The 16,859-nt window shown below is 69.2% G+C and carries 12 protein-coding genes; 2 read left to right on the forward strand and 10 right to left on the reverse strand.

The features are described 5' to 3' along the window. Positions 1 to 48 precede the first annotated feature (48 nt). The 4 genes from KD1_RS17260 to KD1_RS00965 all read right to left on the reverse strand — a co-directional run bounded on the left by KD1_RS17260 (position 49) and on the right by KD1_RS00965 (position 5,988). A complete protein-coding gene (locus KD1_RS17260; protein WP_306306999.1) occupies positions 49 to 1,239 on the reverse strand; it encodes a metallophosphoesterase family protein in 1,191 nt (396 codons plus the stop codon). Then, on the reverse strand, positions 1,221 to 3,440 hold the full coding sequence (locus KD1_RS17135; RefSeq protein WP_068396209.1) for a phosphodiester glycosidase family protein: 2,220 nt from the start codon (positions 3,438 to 3,440) through the stop codon (positions 1,221 to 1,223). The genes KD1_RS17260 and KD1_RS17135 overlap by 19 nt, the downstream gene beginning before the upstream one ends. Positions 3,441 to 3,708: 268 nt before the next feature. Beyond that, entirely contained in the window at positions 3,709 to 4,794 is a 1,086-nt protein-coding gene (locus KD1_RS00960) for an acyl-CoA dehydrogenase family protein (RefSeq protein WP_068396212.1), read from the reverse strand. 3 nt (positions 4,795 to 4,797) lie between these two features. Beyond that, positions 4,798 to 5,988 (reverse strand): acyl-CoA dehydrogenase family protein, encoded by a 1,191-nt coding sequence (locus tag KD1_RS00965; RefSeq protein ID WP_068396215.1) that lies wholly within the window; start codon positions 5,986 to 5,988, stop codon positions 4,798 to 4,800. A gap of 121 nt (positions 5,989 to 6,109) precedes the next feature. On the opposite strand from KD1_RS00965, the gene KD1_RS00970 reads away from it, so the two are divergent. After that, on the forward strand, positions 6,110 to 6,535 hold the full coding sequence (locus KD1_RS00970; RefSeq protein WP_068396220.1) for a VOC family protein: 426 nt from the start codon (positions 6,110 to 6,112) through the stop codon (positions 6,533 to 6,535). A gap of 81 nt (positions 6,536 to 6,616) precedes the next feature. On the opposite strand, the gene KD1_RS00975 is transcribed toward KD1_RS00970, so the two are convergent. The 6 genes from KD1_RS00975 to KD1_RS01000 form a co-directional block, all read right to left on the reverse strand. Then, positions 6,617 to 7,168, reverse strand: coding sequence for a cysteine hydrolase family protein (locus KD1_RS00975; protein ID WP_068396224.1), 552 nt, complete (start codon positions 7,166 to 7,168; stop codon positions 6,617 to 6,619). Further along, entirely contained in the window at positions 7,168 to 8,751 is a 1,584-nt protein-coding gene (locus KD1_RS00980) for a purine-cytosine permease family protein (RefSeq protein WP_083541878.1), read from the reverse strand. Before KD1_RS00980 ends, KD1_RS00975 begins: the two co-directional genes overlap by 1 nt. A 40-nt stretch (positions 8,752 to 8,791) precedes the next feature. Continuing rightward, positions 8,792 to 9,499: a nitroreductase gene (locus KD1_RS00985; protein WP_217995765.1), complete on the reverse strand. Its 708-nt coding sequence runs from the start codon at positions 9,497 to 9,499 to the stop codon at positions 8,792 to 8,794. A gap of 2 nt (positions 9,500 to 9,501) precedes the next feature. Then, positions 9,502 to 12,147: a DEAD/DEAH box helicase gene (locus KD1_RS00990; RefSeq protein WP_068396227.1), complete on the reverse strand. Its 2,646-nt coding sequence runs from the start codon at positions 12,145 to 12,147 to the stop codon at positions 9,502 to 9,504. After that, positions 12,056 to 14,077, reverse strand: coding sequence for a heavy metal translocating P-type ATPase (locus tag KD1_RS00995; protein ID WP_370670725.1), 2,022 nt, complete (start codon positions 14,075 to 14,077; stop codon positions 12,056 to 12,058). Before KD1_RS00995 ends, KD1_RS00990 begins: the two co-directional genes overlap by 92 nt. 137 nt (positions 14,078 to 14,214) lie before the next feature. Then, positions 14,215 to 14,451, reverse strand: coding sequence for a heavy-metal-associated domain-containing protein (locus KD1_RS01000; protein WP_068396232.1), 237 nt, complete (start codon positions 14,449 to 14,451; stop codon positions 14,215 to 14,217). Between the two features lie 145 nt (positions 14,452 to 14,596). Between KD1_RS01000 and KD1_RS01005 the strand changes: the two genes are divergently transcribed. Beyond that, positions 14,597 to 16,858, forward strand: coding sequence for an ATP-dependent DNA helicase (locus KD1_RS01005; protein WP_068396235.1), 2,262 nt, complete (start codon positions 14,597 to 14,599; stop codon positions 16,856 to 16,858). The last annotated feature ends 1 nt before the right edge of the window (position 16,859 follow it).

Raw genomic sequence — 16,859 nt, forward strand, 5'->3', positions numbered from 1 at the left:
CCGGCGGGGGTTGGGCGGCCCCGGCGGGGGTTGGGCGGGGCGCGGGGATCAGCGGAGGGTGATCGTGGCCTGCTTCGTGACGCCGTTGACCTTCAACGCGACGGTCACGGTGCCGGCCCGCTTCGCGACGAACTCGCCGGTGGCGGGGTCGAACGTCGCGAGGGCGCTCTCGCGCGGCGACGATCCAGAGATCGTCACCTTCGCGTCGGCGGTCCAGTCGGCGGCGACCGGGTAGTCCACCGGCACGCGGCGACCGTCCTGGACCACCGTGGCCGTGACGCGACCGGTCTCACCGACGGTCAACGACTCCGGCACCGACAGCTCGAGGCTGTCGACGTGCGGGGTCATCTCGACCTGGAGCCACTGGTTGGCGGTGTTCTTCGACCACTGCCCGCGTTGCAGCGGCGTGACCGCGGCGTTCGGGTCGATGCCCACGAGCGACCAGCCGGTGAAGCCACCATCGCCCGGAGCGCCGTTCGGGCCCTTGCCGGAGTTGCCGTTGATGACCTGCAGCACGCCGTCGGTGCGCGAGGCGTGGAACGTGCCCACGCCCGCGGAGATCAGCGCCGCGCCCTTGCCGCTGTCGAACCGGAAGTCCGCCAGCCAGTCCTGGAGCAGCGTGGCCTCCTTCGGGTCGGTCAGCGCCGAACCGCCGGTCGGGGTCGGATCGGTCATCGGGTGGTGCTGAAGCACGATCACGTTGCGGATCGTCGGGTCGTTCTCCGCGTCGGCGAGCTGCTTCTTCAGGTCGAGAACCTGGTCGAACCCGCCCGAGCGCAGCGAGTATCCGTAGGTGTTCTGCTGGATGAAGCGCGTGCCCTTGTGGTCGAAGGTGCCGGTCGGTTCGCCGAAGACCTTGATCCACTCGGAGAGGTTGCCCGGGCCGGCAGCCTCGTGGTTGCCGGGGACGAAGTGCACCGGAACCCGTCCACCGACCTCCTCATCGATGATCCGCTTGGCCAACTCGATGTCGCGGGCGAAACCGCGGTCGACGAAATCACCGTTGATGACGATGAACTCGGGGTCGGACGCCAGCACCTCGCGCAGCGAGCGGCGAGCCTGGGCCACGAGCGGTCCGTTCGGGGCGTCGGCAGTGAACTGGGTGTCGGACAGGACGGCGAAGCGCCAGTGGTCGCCCGGGATGGCGCCGTCGGTGATGACGGCCGGGTCGTCGGCGTTGGGCAGGGTGAGCGCAGGCACCTCCGGAGCCGCGCGGACCGTCAGGTCGTCGAAGACCACTCGGCCGCTGTACTGGCGGGTGGGCGCGGTCTCGACGACGTAGAGGCGGAAGAAGGAGAGCGGTGAGACCAGGCCGGCCGGGATGGTTGCCTCGACGTACTTCCACCCGGTCCAGTTGATGTTGCGCACCAGGTCGACGGTCTTGGCGGAGCCGCCGGTGGCCTCGTAGATGTTGGCGCGTCGCCCGTCATCGTCAGTCGCGGGCTGGCCGCGACGTAGGCGGCGCGGGTGGCGGTGGTGCCGGTCAGCGAGTAGTCCAGAGCGACGCCCTGACCGCCCGGCGTGCGGCCCTCGGCGGCGCTGATGCGCGAACCGACGACTGCTGGGAACTTGGTGGCGCTCCACTGCGAGATGTCGTCCATCGTGGACAGGACCTTCGTCCCCAGCCCCACGGTCACGGCCACCTCGGTGTGCTGCCCGCCGGCGTTGACCTTGATCACGGTCGAGGTCGACTCGACCAGCGGCGTGACGACGAAGTGGTCGTCGCGGGCCGTGACCTCGATCTGCGAGCGGTCGTAATCGAGGGTGACGTCACGGGGCTCCACCCAGGTGGTCATGCCCTCGCGGTCGTGACCGAAGACCTGGAACTGGCCGGTGACCTCGTTGCTGGCCAGCGATACCTGCCGCGTCGAGGTGCTGATGCGCTCCGGAGCGCCGAGCACGACGACCTTGGTGCTGGACGACACCGCGGCGTCGCGAGCGACCAGGTCGGTGCTGCCGCGGCGCTTGCCGGTGACGATGCCGGCGCCGTTCTCGTCGGTCACGGTGACGTTGCCCTGCGGACCGGCGTTGAGCGACGCCCGCGACGTGAGGATCGGGGAGTAGGTCTCGTCGACACCCTGCGCGGAGACGACGCGGCTGAGTCCCTCCATGACCCACAGGTCCGTGCTGGAGTCGGCGTCGGAGTCCTTCCAGGCCGAATTCGCCGCGCGGATCCGGAACTCCGCGAGCCGGCCGCTGCCCGGCGTGGCGAACAGGCCCAGGGAGTTGGCGGTGTGTCGCTCGGACCCGTCGGACGGGGACGACTTGATCGTCGGGGCGAGTTCGCCGGCCAGACGGGCGTTCATCTGCGAGGACCCGCCGCCGTCGAGGTTGACGACGTCCGTGGCGCCCATGTCGAGCAGCAACTTCGCGGTCTCGACCTCGGTCAGGCCGCGGCTGTTCGCCTGCCGGCCGTCGACGGTGACGAGCCACATGCGTGAGCCGTCCTTGTTGAGGCCGACGATCGTGCGCGGGTGCAGGTCGGTGTCGTTGCGCGTCGTGATCTGCCCGTCGTGGGCGACCGGGAAGAAGGAGTTCAGCGCCATCGACAGGTCGTCGGCGCCCTTGGGGGCGTACGTGACGTCGACCGACTCACCGACGGTGAACGCCTCGGCCAAGCGCGTCGCGCCGGTGTCGCGGGCGACGAGCACCTGCTCGTTCTCCGACGGGCGCGGGTGATCGACGTTGGCATCGGCCTCGATGACGACGCCGTCACGGATGACGACCTCGTAGACGTTCGGCGCTCCGTCGAGGGTGCGGTTGATGGCGACGTTGCCCCAGGCCTGCGTGTAGAGCGCGATGCCGTTGCGGGCCACCGTGGGGGAGTTGAGGTTGGTCAGCGTGACGCTGTCGGTGCCGTCGGTGGCCCGACCGTCGAGGACGACGTTGGCCAGGGACGCGAGTCCGTTCTTCCCGACGACGATCGACTCGCCGCGTGTGGTGCTCGTGCCCGCGGCGGAGCCGTTGAGCATGACCGACTCGCCACCGTCACGTCGCTGCACTCCGGTGCCCAACGGCGCTCCGGTGTCGTTGATGTCGAAGCCGTCGCCGTTGACCGCGGCGATGGCGCCACGACGCTCCGCCTGGGAGGTGAGGGTGCCGGTCGAGGCGACGGTGCCGGAGTTCAGGTAGTCGAACGTCACACCCTTACGGGCCATGTCGATCGAGAGCACGTCACCGCGCACCCAGCCGCGCGGGTCGAGGCGGTCGAAGGAGGTGTAGGTCACGCCGGGCGCGACGGGGGAGTCGCTGCGGTCGGTGATGATCGCCTCACCGGCCGGGGCGAGCGCGATGTCCGGGAGATCGGACTCGCTGGACGAGGCGCGGTGATCGGGCGACTCGAGTCCGGCGCCGGGTGGGACGGCGGGCGTCGCGAGCGCGGGGGTGGTCGGTGACGCGACGGCCAGCGCAAGCGTTGCCGTCAGGGCCGTAGTCGTCATCGCAAGCACTCGATGGTGCCAAGGCAGGGCCATGGAGACTCCTCGAAAGGGTTGGGGGGTCTGCCATGTCTACGGGTCCCAGCCGACCAGCGAGGTGCACTCAGTTGTGCAGCAGGCGACGATCAGGTGAACCCTGGGTGACAACGCACCCGCACCCTCACGCGGGCCCCTCACGCGGTTCGATGTATTACGCGTCGGATTCCCGACGAGTAATACCTCGAACCGCGCGGCGTCTCGAACCGCGTGGGGTGCGGGGCGTCAGCCTCGATCAGGCGTGCAGGACCTCGACGACGCCGGTGTCACGCAGCCCCGCGGACAGGCGGGTCAGGTGGTGACGGGTGTCGCCGTAGGTGTGCTCGGCCGCGGTGATCGCCGCGGTGAGGTGACCGACCGCGTACTCGGCCGTGACACCGATACCACCGTGCAGCTGGATGGCCTCCTGGCCGATGTGGCGGCCCGACTGACCGACGACGACCTTGACCCGCGAGGCGGTGGTGGCGTCCGAGCGGTCCTCGGACAGCGCCATCGCGCCGTAGAGGACGGACGAACGGGCCAACTCGAGCGAGACGTACATGTCGGCCGCGCGGTGGGTCAGCGTCTGGAACGTCGCCAACGGCACACCGAACTGCTGACGGGTGTTGAGGTACTCCGCGGTCATCGGCACGGCCGCGTCCATCGCCCCGAGCGACTCGCCGGCGAGCACGATGATGGCGACATTGATGGCCTTGTCGATGGCCGCAGCGGCGTCGGCCGTCGTGCCCAGCAGGGTGGCCGGGGTGGCGGCGAACTCGAGGCGGTCGCCCGTGGCCTGCGGAGCCTCGACGACGAACACGCCCGTGGTGTCGCCGGCCTTGGCCGTGACGAGCACGTGGGTGGCGTCGGCGGCGTAGCGCACGGGCTCCTTGACGCCGGACAGGGTCCAGCCGTCGCCGGCCTGCGTGGCGGTGACGGTGTGGGCGTCGTGGGAGAACTCGCGCATCGGCTCGTTGATCGCCGGGATCACGAGGGACTCGCCCGACGCGATGGCTTCGATGAGCGACTTCTGCTCATCCGTACCGAGCTCCTCGACGAGAACTCCGGCGAGAATGCTGTCGGCATATGCGCTCTGGATACGGCCGCGACCGAGCTCGACCGCGACGAGCACGGCCTCGACGAGGCTGGCGCCGAAGCCACCGTGCTCCTCGGAGTAGGGCAGGCCCAGCGCGCCGACCTCGGCCAGCTGCTGCCAGACCTTGGCGTCGTGCGGCTGCGGGCCGACCGGCACGTCACCGGTCAGTTCCGGCGTGGCGCGCGTGACCAGCTCGCGGACGGCGTCGGACAGGGCCTTCTGCTCGTCGGTGATGGTGAAGTCCATGGTTCAGCCCTTCAGTCCGAGGTTGGCGGAGGCGATGATCGAGCGCTGCACCTCAGAGGAGCCGCCGTAGATGGTCGCCTTGCGGAAGTTGAGGTAGGTCGGCGTGGTGCCGGCGGTCCAGTCGGCCTGCGAGGTGCCCTCGACGGCCGGCCAGGTCAGCGACGCCGGGCCGGCGATGTCCATGACCAACTCGATGACGTCCTGCTGGATCTCCGAGCCCCGCAGCTTGAGGATCGAGCTGGCCGGGTCCGGCTTGCCGTCCTTCGAGGTGCCGGCGACGCGGAGCACGGTGAGCTCGAGGGCCATGACAGCGGCCTCGAGCTCGGCGATCCGAGCAGCGATCAGCGGGTCGTCCAGCAGGGTGCCGGTCTCGGTCTGGACCTGCGCGGCGTAGTCCTTGGCACGCGAGAGGTGCAACTTGATCGCCCCGACCGGAGCGACGCCCGCGCGCTCGTTGCCGAGCAGGAACTTCGCGTACGTCCAGCCCTTGTTCTCCTCGCCGACCAGCTGGTTGGCGGGCACGACCACGTTGTCGAAGAAGACCTCGTTGACCTCGTGCTGGCCGTCCATGAGCTTGATCGGGCGCACGGTGACGCCGGGCGTCTTCATGTCGAGCAGGAGCATGCTGATGCCCATCTGCTTCTTCGGCGCGTTCGGGTCGGTGCGCACGAGGATGAACATCCAGTCGGCGAACTGGCCCAGCGTGGTCCACGTCTTCTGGCCGTTGATGACGTAGTTGTCGCCGTCGCGGACGGCCGTGGTCTTCAGACCGGCGAGGTCGGAGCCGGCGTTCGGCTCGGAGAAGCCCTGACACCACCAGATGTCGAGGTTGGCCGTCGGCGCGAGGAAGCGCTCCTTGAGCTCCTGGGAGCCGAAGGCGGCGATGACCGGGCCGATCATCTTGGCGTTGAAGGCCAGCGGGCTCGGCACGCCGGCGAGCTCCATCTCGGAGGCCCAGATGTGCTTCTGCAGGGTGGTCCAGTCCTGGCCACCCCACTCCACGGGCCAGTTCGGCACGGCGAGGCCGGCCGCGTTGAGCGTCTTCATGCTCAGACGCACCAACTCGGGCGCCAAGTCGGAACCCTTTCCACCGCTGGTGTTGGCCTCGATCACCTCCTTGGGCACCTGGGTGGTGAAGAACTCGCGCATACGCTGCTGGAAGGCCGCATCCTCGGCGGAAAGTCGTAGCTGCATGGAGGGAACTCTAATGGCGGGTAATGAGAGCGTGCGACAGGTGTGGCCGATCCCATGCCCAACTGGGTAGGCTGGCGCGTGTAGTTCCCACAGGTCGATTCCACCAACGTCGGAGGGCACCATGGCAACGTCACGACTCAACCCGTACCTCACCTTTACCGGCAACGCGCGTGAGGCGATGCAGTTCTACCAGTCCGTGCTCGGGGGTGATCTCGAGATCGGCACCTTCGGTGAGTACGGCGGCGCCCAACCCGGAGACGCGCACGCGAACCTCGTCATGCACGCTCGCTTGGAGTCCCCGGACGGCTACGTGCTCATGGCCTCGGACACGGTCGAGGGCATGCCCCCGGTGACCCCTGGCACGAACGTCACCGTCAGCATCAGCGGGACCGACCCGAAGCTGCGCGACTTCTGGACGGGCCTGTCTGCCGGCGGCGAGGTGACCATGCCCATGGAGAAGCAGGTGTGGGGCGACGAGTACGGCGCACTCACCGACCGCTTCGGTATCCAGTGGATGGTCGACCTCGGCGAGGACCAGTCCGCCTGACTCCCGCCGAGTGATGGATTCGCGTGGGCTATGAGGCGCTGTAGGCCACGCGAAACCATCACTGGGCGCGGAGCGGCGTGTTCAGAGGTCGGCGAGGACCTCCGCCGACGTACGCACCGCGAGTTGCGGCGTGTACAAGCCCATGATCTGCAACGCCGCCGCGTGGTTCTCGTCGGTCGAACCGGCGCATCCGTCGGACACGACGGTCACCTGAGCGCCGGCATCGACGGCCGGGAGCGCCGTGGAGATGACGCAGCAGTCGGTCGAGACGCCCGTGAGGATCAGGTGCGGTGTCGGGCCGGTGATCGCCTCGAGGTCATCACCCCACTTGCCGAACGTCGGGGCGTTGACGGTGTGACGGGTCGTCAACCCCTCGGCCTCGCGGACCAACGCGAACATCGGATCGTCGTCGGGCCGGTCGGCGAACGGGAAGTGATCGAAATAGGCCGCCCACGACCCGGTCCGATCCTGCCCGGGAACCCAGCGCGTCACGACGGTCCGTTCCGGCAACGCCATGGCCAGGTGGTGGATCGGCGCGACGATCTCGGCGAATCGCGGTGCCGCCCACGGCGAGTCGGGATCGGCGAAGATCCGCTGCGGGTCGACGACGACCAACCACGGCTGCTCGCCCATCACGAGTCCTCACCGTTCGTGGCGGCCGTCGCGCCCGTGCCGCGATCCCGTCGCACGAGGCGCGTCATCTCGGCCTGCTGATCGGCCTCCTGCCGCGCCACCTTGCCGCGCCGCGCCACGTACGTCACGACGAAACCGATCGCCAGCGCCAGCAGCACACCGAGGTTGGCGTAGGGCCAGTTGCCCTCCCAGTATGACCCGGCCGGGTCATTGACGAAATGTCCCAGCCCGAGCGGTTCGAGCAGGTACCCCTGCCAGTTGTTCCACGCGGCGTCGTCGGCGAAGCTGTTGACCACCAGACCCCAGCCGATGATCGTCGCCACGATCATGGTGCCCACCGAGACCCAGTCCCAGTTGCCGTAGCGCCCGTTGCCGTCGAATAGCGCCTCTTCGTCGTAGTCATCCTTGCGCAGGGCGATGTCGGCCATCATGATCCCGGCCCACGCGGAGAGCGGCACGCCGAGGGTGATGAGGAACGACTGGAACGGGTTGAGGAAGTTCTGCGCGAAGAAGACGACGTAGATCGTGCCGAGCGTGAGGATGATGCCGTCGATGAGCGCCGCCGCCGGCCGCGGGATGTTCACTCCGAGGCTGAGCAGCGTCAGCCCGGAGGAGTAGATGCCCAACACGGCGCCGGAGACGAGCGCGAGCACGGCCGCGATGAGGAACGGCAGCAGGAACCATGTCGGCAGCACCGTGGCCAGGGTGCCGATCGGGTTCGCCGCGATGCCCTCGGCCAGCTTCGGATCCGACCCGGCGAGCAGCAGACCGTAGATGACCAGGATCACGGGCGCCAGCGCCCCGGCGAAGGTGTTCCACGCGATGATCGCGGCGCCCGACGCCTCCCGGGACTGATAGCGCGACCAGTCGGCGGCGATGTTGATCCACCCCAACCCGAAGCCGGTCATGAGCATGACCAGCGCGCCGATGACGGCCTGCATCGGCCCCGCGGGGATCGCCGCCACGACCGACCAGTCGACGCGGTGGATCGTCAGGGCCATGTACCCGATCGTGGCGATACCCGTGATCCAGGTCAGCCACGACTGCATCCGCATGATGATGTGGTAGCCCGCCACCGACGCCGAGACGATGAGCGCGGCGATGACGATCATGGCGAGCACCTTCGTCGTGGTGCCGCTGGCCCAACCGAGCTCCTCGAAGACCGTCGAGACCGCCAGCGTGGCCATGATCGCCAGGAACGTCTCCCACCCGATCGAGGTCAGCCACGACACGACTCCGGGCACCTTCTGACCGGTCACGCCGAACGCGGCCCGGGAGAGCACCATCGTCGGGGCGGAGCCACGCTTCCCGGCCACCGCGATGATCCCGCAGAACAGGAAGCTCATGACGATGCCGATGACCGTCACGGTCACGCCCTGCCAGAACGAGATCCCGAACCCGAGGACGAACGCGGCGTAGGAGATACCGAAGACGGAGATGTTCGCCGCGAACCATGGCCAGAACAGGTCGGAGGGCTTCGCGGTGCGCTCGGATTCGTCGATGATCTCGATGCCCGTGCGCTCGACACCGCGTCGACGCACCGCCTCGAGGGTGCTGTCGGTGCCGGAGGTGGAGGTGCTCATACCCCCGACTTTGGCACGACCGAGGCGGATTGGACAGGTATCAGTCCACTCGTGTCGTCAACGCCCCCGGAGCGTCGAGGAACGTCACGACCTCTTCCAAGGGCGCACGCTCGGTCACGAGGGTGTTGACCGGCGCGTTGGTGTCGCCGTACCCGATCGCCATGCCGCAGAAGAGCATGAGGTTGTCCGGGATCTTGACGACGTTGGTGACGACGTCGTGGTGCACGCTCCACGCCTCCTGCGGGCACGAGTCGAGACCCTCCCCGCGCAGCAGCAGCATGACCGTCTGCAGCCACATGCCCAGGTCCGACCACTGCGGGTGGTTCATCCCGCGGTCGACGAAGACGAACATTCCCACCGGAGCGCCGAAGAGATCCCAGTTGGTCGAGAACTGGCGGACCCGCCCGGCCTTGTCCTCGCGCGTCACGCCGACCGATTCGTAGAGCTGCTCGCCATTGCGGAACCGACGCTCGCGATACGGCGACCACAACTTCTCCGGGTACATCGGGTACTCCGGGGCCGGTCCCGTCGTCAGCCCGGCCAGCCGATCCGCGGCGGCCGCGCGGATCGCCGTGAGCGCATCACCGGTGAGCACTGCGGCGTGCCACGGTTGCAGGTTGCCGCCGGAGGGGGCACGACGCGCCGTGTCGAGCACCCGCTCGAGGACCTCTCGGGGCACGGGCTGATCCGTGTATGCGCGGACCGACTTGCGGGAGGTGACGGCGTCGTAGATGTGCATGGCACGCATGATCACAGACGACGCAGGGCCGTGGCGAATACGACCGGTTCACCGGCGGCATCGCTGGCGTCGAGATCGACGGTCGCGTCGATGATCCAATCGTGGTCGCCCTCGGGGTCGGACAACGTCTGGCGCACGAACCAGACCCGCACCTCGTCGACCGTCTCGGCCTCACGCGCCGACAACCCGGGAGGCACGTCCCGCCCGACCTCGACGTGGAAGAACTCGCGCCCGCGCGCGGCGGTGTCGGTGCCGATCGCGTCGTGCTCGTCCCAGTAGTCGCCCAACGCGGTATCCCAGTCGTCGCGCGTCATGACCGGGGACCGGGGCGGATCGGGGAGCGCGGCGTTGCCGGCCTCGATGGTCGCGAGCGCGTCGATGTCGTCGCGGGCACTGCGCTCCACCCGCTGCCACACCGCATTGCGGACCATCGTGCGGAACACCGCCTCGCGCGCGGTGAGTGGCCGATTCGGCCGGGGACCGTCGTGGTGCGAGACCGCCGCGGCGGCCCCGGCCACCTCGCCGGCGTCGAGATGCCCGTCGTGGTCGGCGTCCGGGTTGGCCAGGGCCTCCCACTCGTCCAGGAGGGAGGAGTCGGTCTGGCGCACCGTCTCACCCAGCCATTCGACGATCTCCGTCAAGGCCTCACTGGTGTGCTGTTCGGGCACGCTGTGGCGCAGGGTGCGGTAGGCATCGGTGAGGTAGCGCAGCACGACGCCCTCGCTGCGGGCCAGTTGGTAGCGCGAGATGAACTCGGTGAACGTCATCCCGGTCGCCCACATGTCGCGCACGATCGCCTTGGGTACGAGGGAGTCCTCGTTCAGCCAGGGGTGGGTCTGGCGGTAGGTCTCGTAGGTGGCCTCGAGCAGTTCGCGCAATGGCTGGGGCCAGGTGACGTCCTCGAGGAGGATCATCCGCTCCTCGTATTCGATGCCGTCGGCCTTCATCTGCGCCACGGCCTCGCCGCGCGCGGCGAACTGCTGGGCCATGAGCACCGGGCGGGGCGAGTCGAGCACCGACTCGATGACCGAGACGACATCGAGGGCGTGATCGGGGGAGTCGGGATCGAGCACGTCGAGCGCGGCCACGGCGAACGCGGCCAACGGTTGGTTCAGCGCGAAGTCACGTGGCAGGTCGACGGTCAACGCGACGGTACGGCCGGTCGCGTCGGGTTCGGGCAGGCGCACGAGCACGCCGGAGTCGAGCAGCGACCGCCCCAGCCGGATCGCCCGCAGCGCCAACTTCGTCCGACCGCGGGCATCCTCGTGGTTGTCCCGCAGCAGCCGCGACAGCGTCGCCACAGGGTCGCCGGGTCGCGCCACGACGTTGAGGATCATCGCGTCGTCGATCTTCATCCGCGACTGCAGCTGCTCCGGGGGAGCGGTCGTGAGCTTCTCGAAGGTCTGCTCGGTCCAGACGACGAACCCCTCCGGCGGCTTCTTGCGCTGGACCTTGCGCAGCTTCTTGGGGTCGTCGCCGGCCTTGGCGATCGCCTTCTCGTTCTCGATGACGTGCTCGGGCGCCTGGACGACGACGTACCCGATCGTGTCGTACCCGGCGCGTCCGGCACGTCCGGCGATCTGGAGGAACTCACGCACGCGCAGCACGCGATGGCGGGACCCGTCGAACTTCGTCAGGCCCATGAACATCACCGTGCGGATCGGCACATTGATGCCGACGCCGAGGGTGTCGGTGCCGCAGATGACCTTGAGCATCCCGGCCTGGGCGAGTTGTTCGACCAGACGGCGGTAGCGCGGCAGCATCCCGGCGTGATGCACGCCGATGCCCTTGCGCAGCAGGGCCGAGAGGGTCTTGCCGAAGCCGGCGGTGAACCGGAACCCGGCCAGCCGCGCCAGCATGGCGGCCTGCTCGTCCTTGCTCAGGTAGCGGTGCTGCTGCAGCGCCACGGCGTGGTCGGCCGCCTCCTTCTGGGTGGAGTGCACGAGGTAGACCGGGGCTTTGTCGGCGTCGACGAGTTTGGCCAGCCGCTCGTCGGTCGCGGTCATCGACCACTCGAACTCCAGCGGCACCGGCCGCTCGGCCTGGTCCACGACCGACACCGGGGTGCCCGTACGACGCTCCAGATCGGTGACGAACTTCGAGACGTCGCCCAACGTCGCCGACATGAGCAGGAACTGCGCCTGCGGCAACTCCAGCAGCGGCACCTGCCACGCCCACCCGCGCTGCGGTTCGGAGTAGTAGTGGAACTCGTCCATGACGACCAGGCCCACGTCGGCGTCGGCACCCTCGCGCAGCGCGATGTTGGCCAGTACCTCGGCGGTGCACGCGATGATCGGGGCGTCGGCGTTGACCGAGGCGTCACCGGTGAGCATGCCGACGTTCTCCGCCCCGAACGTCTCACACAGGGCGAAGAACTTCTCGGAGACCAGCGCCTTGATCGGAGCGGTGTAGAACGAGACCTTGTCGTGGGCCAGGGCCGCGAACTGCGCTCCGGTCGCGACGAGCGACTTCCCCGAGCCGGTGGGCGTGGCGAGGATGCAGTGGTTGCCGGCGAGCAGTTCGATGACCGCTTCGTCCTGGTGGGGGTAGAGCGGCGTGCCGCGGTCAGTCGCCCACGTGCTGAACATGTCGTAGAGGGAATCGGCGTCCGGGGCGGGCCGTCCCGGGGCGGGCAGCAGGGCGGTCAGCGTTGTCATCGTGGTGCCACGCTATCCGACGAGGGCGCATCAGCCGCATGGCGTTGACGATGACGACGAGCACCGACAGTTCGTGAACGAGCATGCCGATCGCCATGGTCACGCCGCCGAAGAGCACCCCGACCATGAGCAGCCCGACGGTGAACAACGCGATGACGATGTTCTGGCGCATGTTCGCCACGGTGCGCTTGGCCAGCGAGATGGCCGCGGGCAGTTTGAGCAGGTCATCCTTCATCAGGGCGATGTCGGCGGTCTCTATGGCCACTCCGGTGCCGGCGGCTCCCATGGCCACGCCGATGTCGGCCGTCGCCAGGGCCGGAGCGTCGTTCACGCCGTCGCCGACCATCGCCACCGTGTGCCCGGCCCGCTGCAGAGCGGTGACGGCGTCGAGTTTGCCCTCGGGCAGCAGCCCGGCGCGGACCTCGTCGATGCCGACCTGGTCGGCCACGGCCCGAGCGACGGGTTCGATGTCACCCGTGAGCATGACAACCTTGGACACGCCGGAGTCGTGCAGCCGAGCAACCATCTCGGGCGCATCGGAGCGTAGTCGGTCGGCCACGGCGACGACGCCCACCGGGTGCGAGTCGCGGGCCACGACCATGGGGGTGCGGCCATGGGCGGCGAGGTCGGCGACGACGGCTGCGGCCTGCTCGTGGGCCGGCGTACCTGCCCAGTCGCGTGACGACGCTCCGTTGTGCTCGGCCACGGTCGCGCCGAGGGCGAGGTTGCCCACGGCGATCCGGTGGCCGTCGATCGTGGCGATGATGCCCTTGCCGGGCACGGGCTGCGTGTGCTCGGGCAGGTCGTGGACATCTAGCCCGCGCTCCACCGCGGCGTCGACGATCGGCTGGGCCAGCGGGTGTTCGGAACCGGCCTCGGCCCGCGCCGCGAGGGTGAGGACCTCATCGTCGGTCAGGGCCGGCGCGTCGGCGGTGCCGGGCAGGGTGACGACGTCAGTCAGGTACGGCCTGCCCTCGGTCAGGGTGCCGGTCTTGTCGACCGCGACGACATCGATCTTGGCGGAGGTCTCGAGGTATTCGCCACCCTTGATGAGGATGCCGTCCTTGGCCCCGCGTCCGATGCCGGCGACGATCGAGACGGGGATGGAGATGACGAGCGCGCCGGGGCAGGCAATGACCAGCAGCGTCAGCGCGAGGGTGACGTTGCGGGTGATCGCGCCGAGCACGATCGCGAGCACGATGATCGCCGGGGTGTACCAGGCGGAGAAGCGATCCATGAACTGGGCGGTCGGGGCCTTGGCGTCCTGCGCCTCCTCCACGCGGTGGATGATCCGCGCCAGTGTGGTGTCCGCGCCGACGCCGGTCGCCTCGATCTGCAGGAACCCGCCGGTCGAGATCGTGCCGGCGAAGACCTGATCACCGTCGAGTTTCTCGACCGGTATGGACTCGCCGGTGATCGACGCCTCGTCGACCGCGCCGGTGCCGCCGATGACGATGCCGTCGACGGGCACCTTGGTGCCGTTCTTGACCAGGACGGTCTCGCCGGTGGCCACGGTGTGGGCGGGGACCTCGACCTGCCGACCATCGCGCATCACCGTGGCGACGTCGGGGGCGACCGCGATGAGTTCGGCCAGGGCCGACCGTGTGCGGGTCAGGGTCGCGTTCTCGAGCGCATGGCCGATCGCGAAGAGGAAGGTCACCGCGGCGGCCTCCCAGTAGTTGCCGAGCAGCACCGCACCGATCGCGGCGACCGAGACGAGCAGGTCGATGCCGATGACCTTGGCGGTCAGCGAGCGCCAGGCCTGAATGACGACCGGGGTGCCCGCCACGACTGCGGCGGCGATCATCAGGACATCGCCCCACACCGAGTCGGCGGCCAGGCGGCCGACGACCAGGGCGGCGACGATGAGGGTGCCCGAGATGGCCGAGACGGCCCAGCGGCCGCCCAGCCACGTGCGGGCCGAACTCAGGAGACTTCTCGGGGTCATGACGGTGGTGTCCTTTCGTTGCTCCCTCCCCGGTTCGAGGTATGACGCGGCGGTTTCCCGACGCGTAATACCTCGAACCGGGTGGGGGTGGGGCGGGGGAGGGGCGGGGAGTGCGGCCCTCAGAAGGCCGATGGGGCGGACTTGTAGCCGGCCTTGTCGATCGCCGCGACGAGGTCGTCCACAGTCGCGACCGACGGGTCGTGTGCCACCTCGACACGCGAGGACGCAAAGTGGACCTTCACGGACGAGACTCCGTCGAGCCGACCGACCTGCTTCTCGATCTTGTTCACACAGGACGGGCAGGAGAAGCCCTCGGCGCGCAGCATGGTGGTCGTGGTGTCGGCAGTGGTGCTCATGGCATTTCCCTTTCGTGGTGGGCCCGGTTGATGGCCTCACTGTCAACCTACGAAGGTTCGCCGCCGACCTCCTTGACGCAGATCAAGTCGGGCCCGACTGTGGACGGCGACGGGTCGAGCGCCGCCGCGCATTAGGCTGGAGAGCATGGTTGCTCTGGACACCCTCCTGCACGCGGCGGTGGCCGGGGTCGGTGGCACGGAGCGCCCCGGTCAGGTCGAGATGGCCCACGCCGTCGAGCGCGCCGTCGACACCTCGACCCACCTGCTCGTTCAGGCCGGTACCGGCACGGGCAAGTCGCTGGCCTACCTCGTGCCGGCCATCGCGCACGCGCTGGAGACCCGCAAGCCCGCGGTCGTCGCGACGGCGACCTTGGCGCTGCAGTCGCAGATCGTTGACCGCGATATGCCCCGCATCGCCGGAGCGCTGCACCCGGTCATGGGTCGGCGTCCCACTTACGCGATCGTCAAGGGCCGGCGCAACTACGTTTGCCTCAACCGGTTGGAGGGCGGGTTCCCCGACGAGGAGGAGGACTCGCTCCTGGGCGTCGGGCAGGTCGATCGAGGTGCCTCGCGACTCGGGGAGGAGGTCACTCGGCTCCGTGCATGGGCCGACGAGACCACCTCGGGTGACCGCGACGAACTCGTGCCCGGCGTCTCGGAGCGCGCGTGGCGCCAGGTCTCGGTCAGCGCCGCCGAATGCCTGGGCGCGCGCTGCCCGCTGGTGGGCGAATGCTTCGTCGAACGGGCCAGGGAGGCGGCGCGTGACGTTGACGTCATCGTCACCAACCACTCCTTCATGGCCATCGACGCCTTCGGCGGGCGACAACTGCTGCCCGAACACGACCTGCTCATCGTCGACGAGGCCCACGAACTCGTCGACCGCGTCACCGCCACGACCACGGCCGAACTGTCGGCCGGCATGATCGCGTCGGCGGCCAAGCGCGCCCGCAAGCTCTCCGAGGACAGCGATGCCCTCGACGATGCCGCTGACCTGTTCGGCGCAACCCTGTCCGAATTGCCGGAGGGGCGTTTGGCCCGGGGGGTGCCCGATGCGCTGGCGATGGCGTTGGCGCGGGTGCGGGACATCAGCCGCTCGATCCAGGGCGATCTCAAACCGGAGAAGGGCGAGGCCGCCGACGGGGGCACCCAGGTCGCGCGGGCCGCCATCGACGAGATCTTCGACACCTCCGATCGGATTCTCGAGGCACGGCAACTCGACGTTTCCTGGATCACCCACGACGAGCGGCGCGGATCGGTGCTGCGGGTGGCACCGATGAGTGTGTCCGACCTGATGCGCGAGACGATCTTCGAGGAGCGCACTGTGGTGTTGACCTCGGCCACACTCGAATTGGGTGGCACCTTCGACCCCATCGCCGGAACGATGGGGCTGCGCGGCGATCAGGCCCCGGAGTGGACTGGCCTCGACGTCGGCAGCCCCTTCGACTACCCGAAGCAGGGCATCGCCTACGTGGCGGCGCACCTGACCGCCCCGGGCCGCGAACGTGACTCCGCCGCCGTGCACGACGAGATCGAGGCGCTCGTGCGGGCGGCCGGGGGGCGCACGCTCGGGTTGTTCTCGTCGACCCGGGCGGCTCGGGAGGCTGCCGAGGAGATGCGCGAGCGGTTCGCGAGCGACCCGGCGGGGGAGCGGATCGAGGTGCTGTGCCAGGGCGATGACCAGATCAGCACGCTCGTGCGTCAGTTCGCCCGCGAGCCGCAGACCTGCCTGTTCGGGACGATGACGCTGTGGCAGGGCGTCGACGTGCCCGGTTCGTCGTGCCAACTCGTCATCATGGATCGCATCCCGTTCCCGCGCCCCGACGATCCGCTCGCCTCGGCCCGTACCGAGGCGGTGAAGCGGATGGGCGGAAACGGGTTCATGGCCGTGTCGGCCACCCACGCCGCGCTGAAGCTGGCCCAGGGCGCCGGGCGTCTCGTGCGTCGCTCCGACGACCGCGGGGTCGTGGCGTTCCTCGATTCGCGCATGGTGTCGGCGCGGTATGCCGGGTTCCTCCAGCGCTCCATACCGCCGTTCTGGGCGACGATCGACCGCGAGCTCGTGTTGGGGGCGCTGCACAGGCTCGACGAGAACGCGCCGCCGCCGTTGGACGTCGCCGACCCGGCGGCGCGCACCCTGACCGGGACGGTCGCGCCGCACCCCCTGCCGGGGGAGCCCGCCGGAGTCGGGGAGGGGACGCCCGTCGCCGAGCCGCCCGCGCCACCGGTGGCCGACAGCCCGCGCACCGCCGTGACCCAGGGGCTCGCGTGGACCGAACAGGACGACGAGGAACTGCGCGACGGCCTCGACCTGGGCTTGTCGGTGGCCGAACTCGCAGAGTCGATGGAACGGCCGGCCGAGGTCATCGAACAACGACTGGCCGGTCTCGGCCTGAGCGTGACGGAGTAGC

It is taken from the genome of Kribbia dieselivorans NBRC 106261 (genome assembly GCF_001552435.1).
Taxonomy (GTDB): Bacteria; Actinomycetota; Actinomycetes; order Actinomycetales; family Dermatophilaceae; genus Kribbia; species Kribbia dieselivorans.

Excerpts from the sequence above, each read along its gene's own strand:
- KD1_RS00985 (WP_217995765.1), bottom strand. The coding sequence starts at position 9,499 with ATGCGTGCCATGCACATCTACGACGCCGTCACCTCCCGCAAGTCGGTC.
- KD1_RS17135 (WP_068396209.1), bottom strand. The coding sequence starts at position 3,440 with ATGACGACTACGGCCCTGACGGCAACGCTTGCGCTGGCCGTCGCGTCA.
- KD1_RS00970 (WP_068396220.1), top strand. The coding sequence starts at position 6,110 with ATGGCAACGTCACGACTCAACCCGTACCTCACCTTTACCGGCAACGCG.
- KD1_RS01000 (WP_068396232.1), bottom strand. The coding sequence starts at position 14,451 with ATGAGCACCACTGCCGACACCACGACCACCATGCTGCGCGCCGAGGGC.
- KD1_RS00975 (WP_068396224.1), bottom strand. The coding sequence starts at position 7,168 with ATGGGCGAGCAGCCGTGGTTGGTCGTCGTCGACCCGCAGCGGATCTTC.
- KD1_RS00965 (WP_068396215.1), bottom strand. The coding sequence starts at position 5,988 with ATGCAGCTACGACTTTCCGCCGAGGATGCGGCCTTCCAGCAGCGTATG.
- KD1_RS00980 (WP_083541878.1), bottom strand. The coding sequence starts at position 8,751 with ATGAGCACCTCCACCTCCGGCACCGACAGCACCCTCGAGGCGGTGCGT.
- KD1_RS01005 (WP_068396235.1), top strand. The coding sequence starts at position 14,597 with ATGGTTGCTCTGGACACCCTCCTGCACGCGGCGGTGGCCGGGGTCGGT.
- KD1_RS00960 (WP_068396212.1), bottom strand. The coding sequence starts at position 4,794 with ATGGACTTCACCATCACCGACGAGCAGAAGGCCCTGTCCGACGCCGTC.
- KD1_RS00990 (WP_068396227.1), bottom strand. The coding sequence starts at position 12,147 with ATGACAACGCTGACCGCCCTGCTGCCCGCCCCGGGACGGCCCGCCCCG.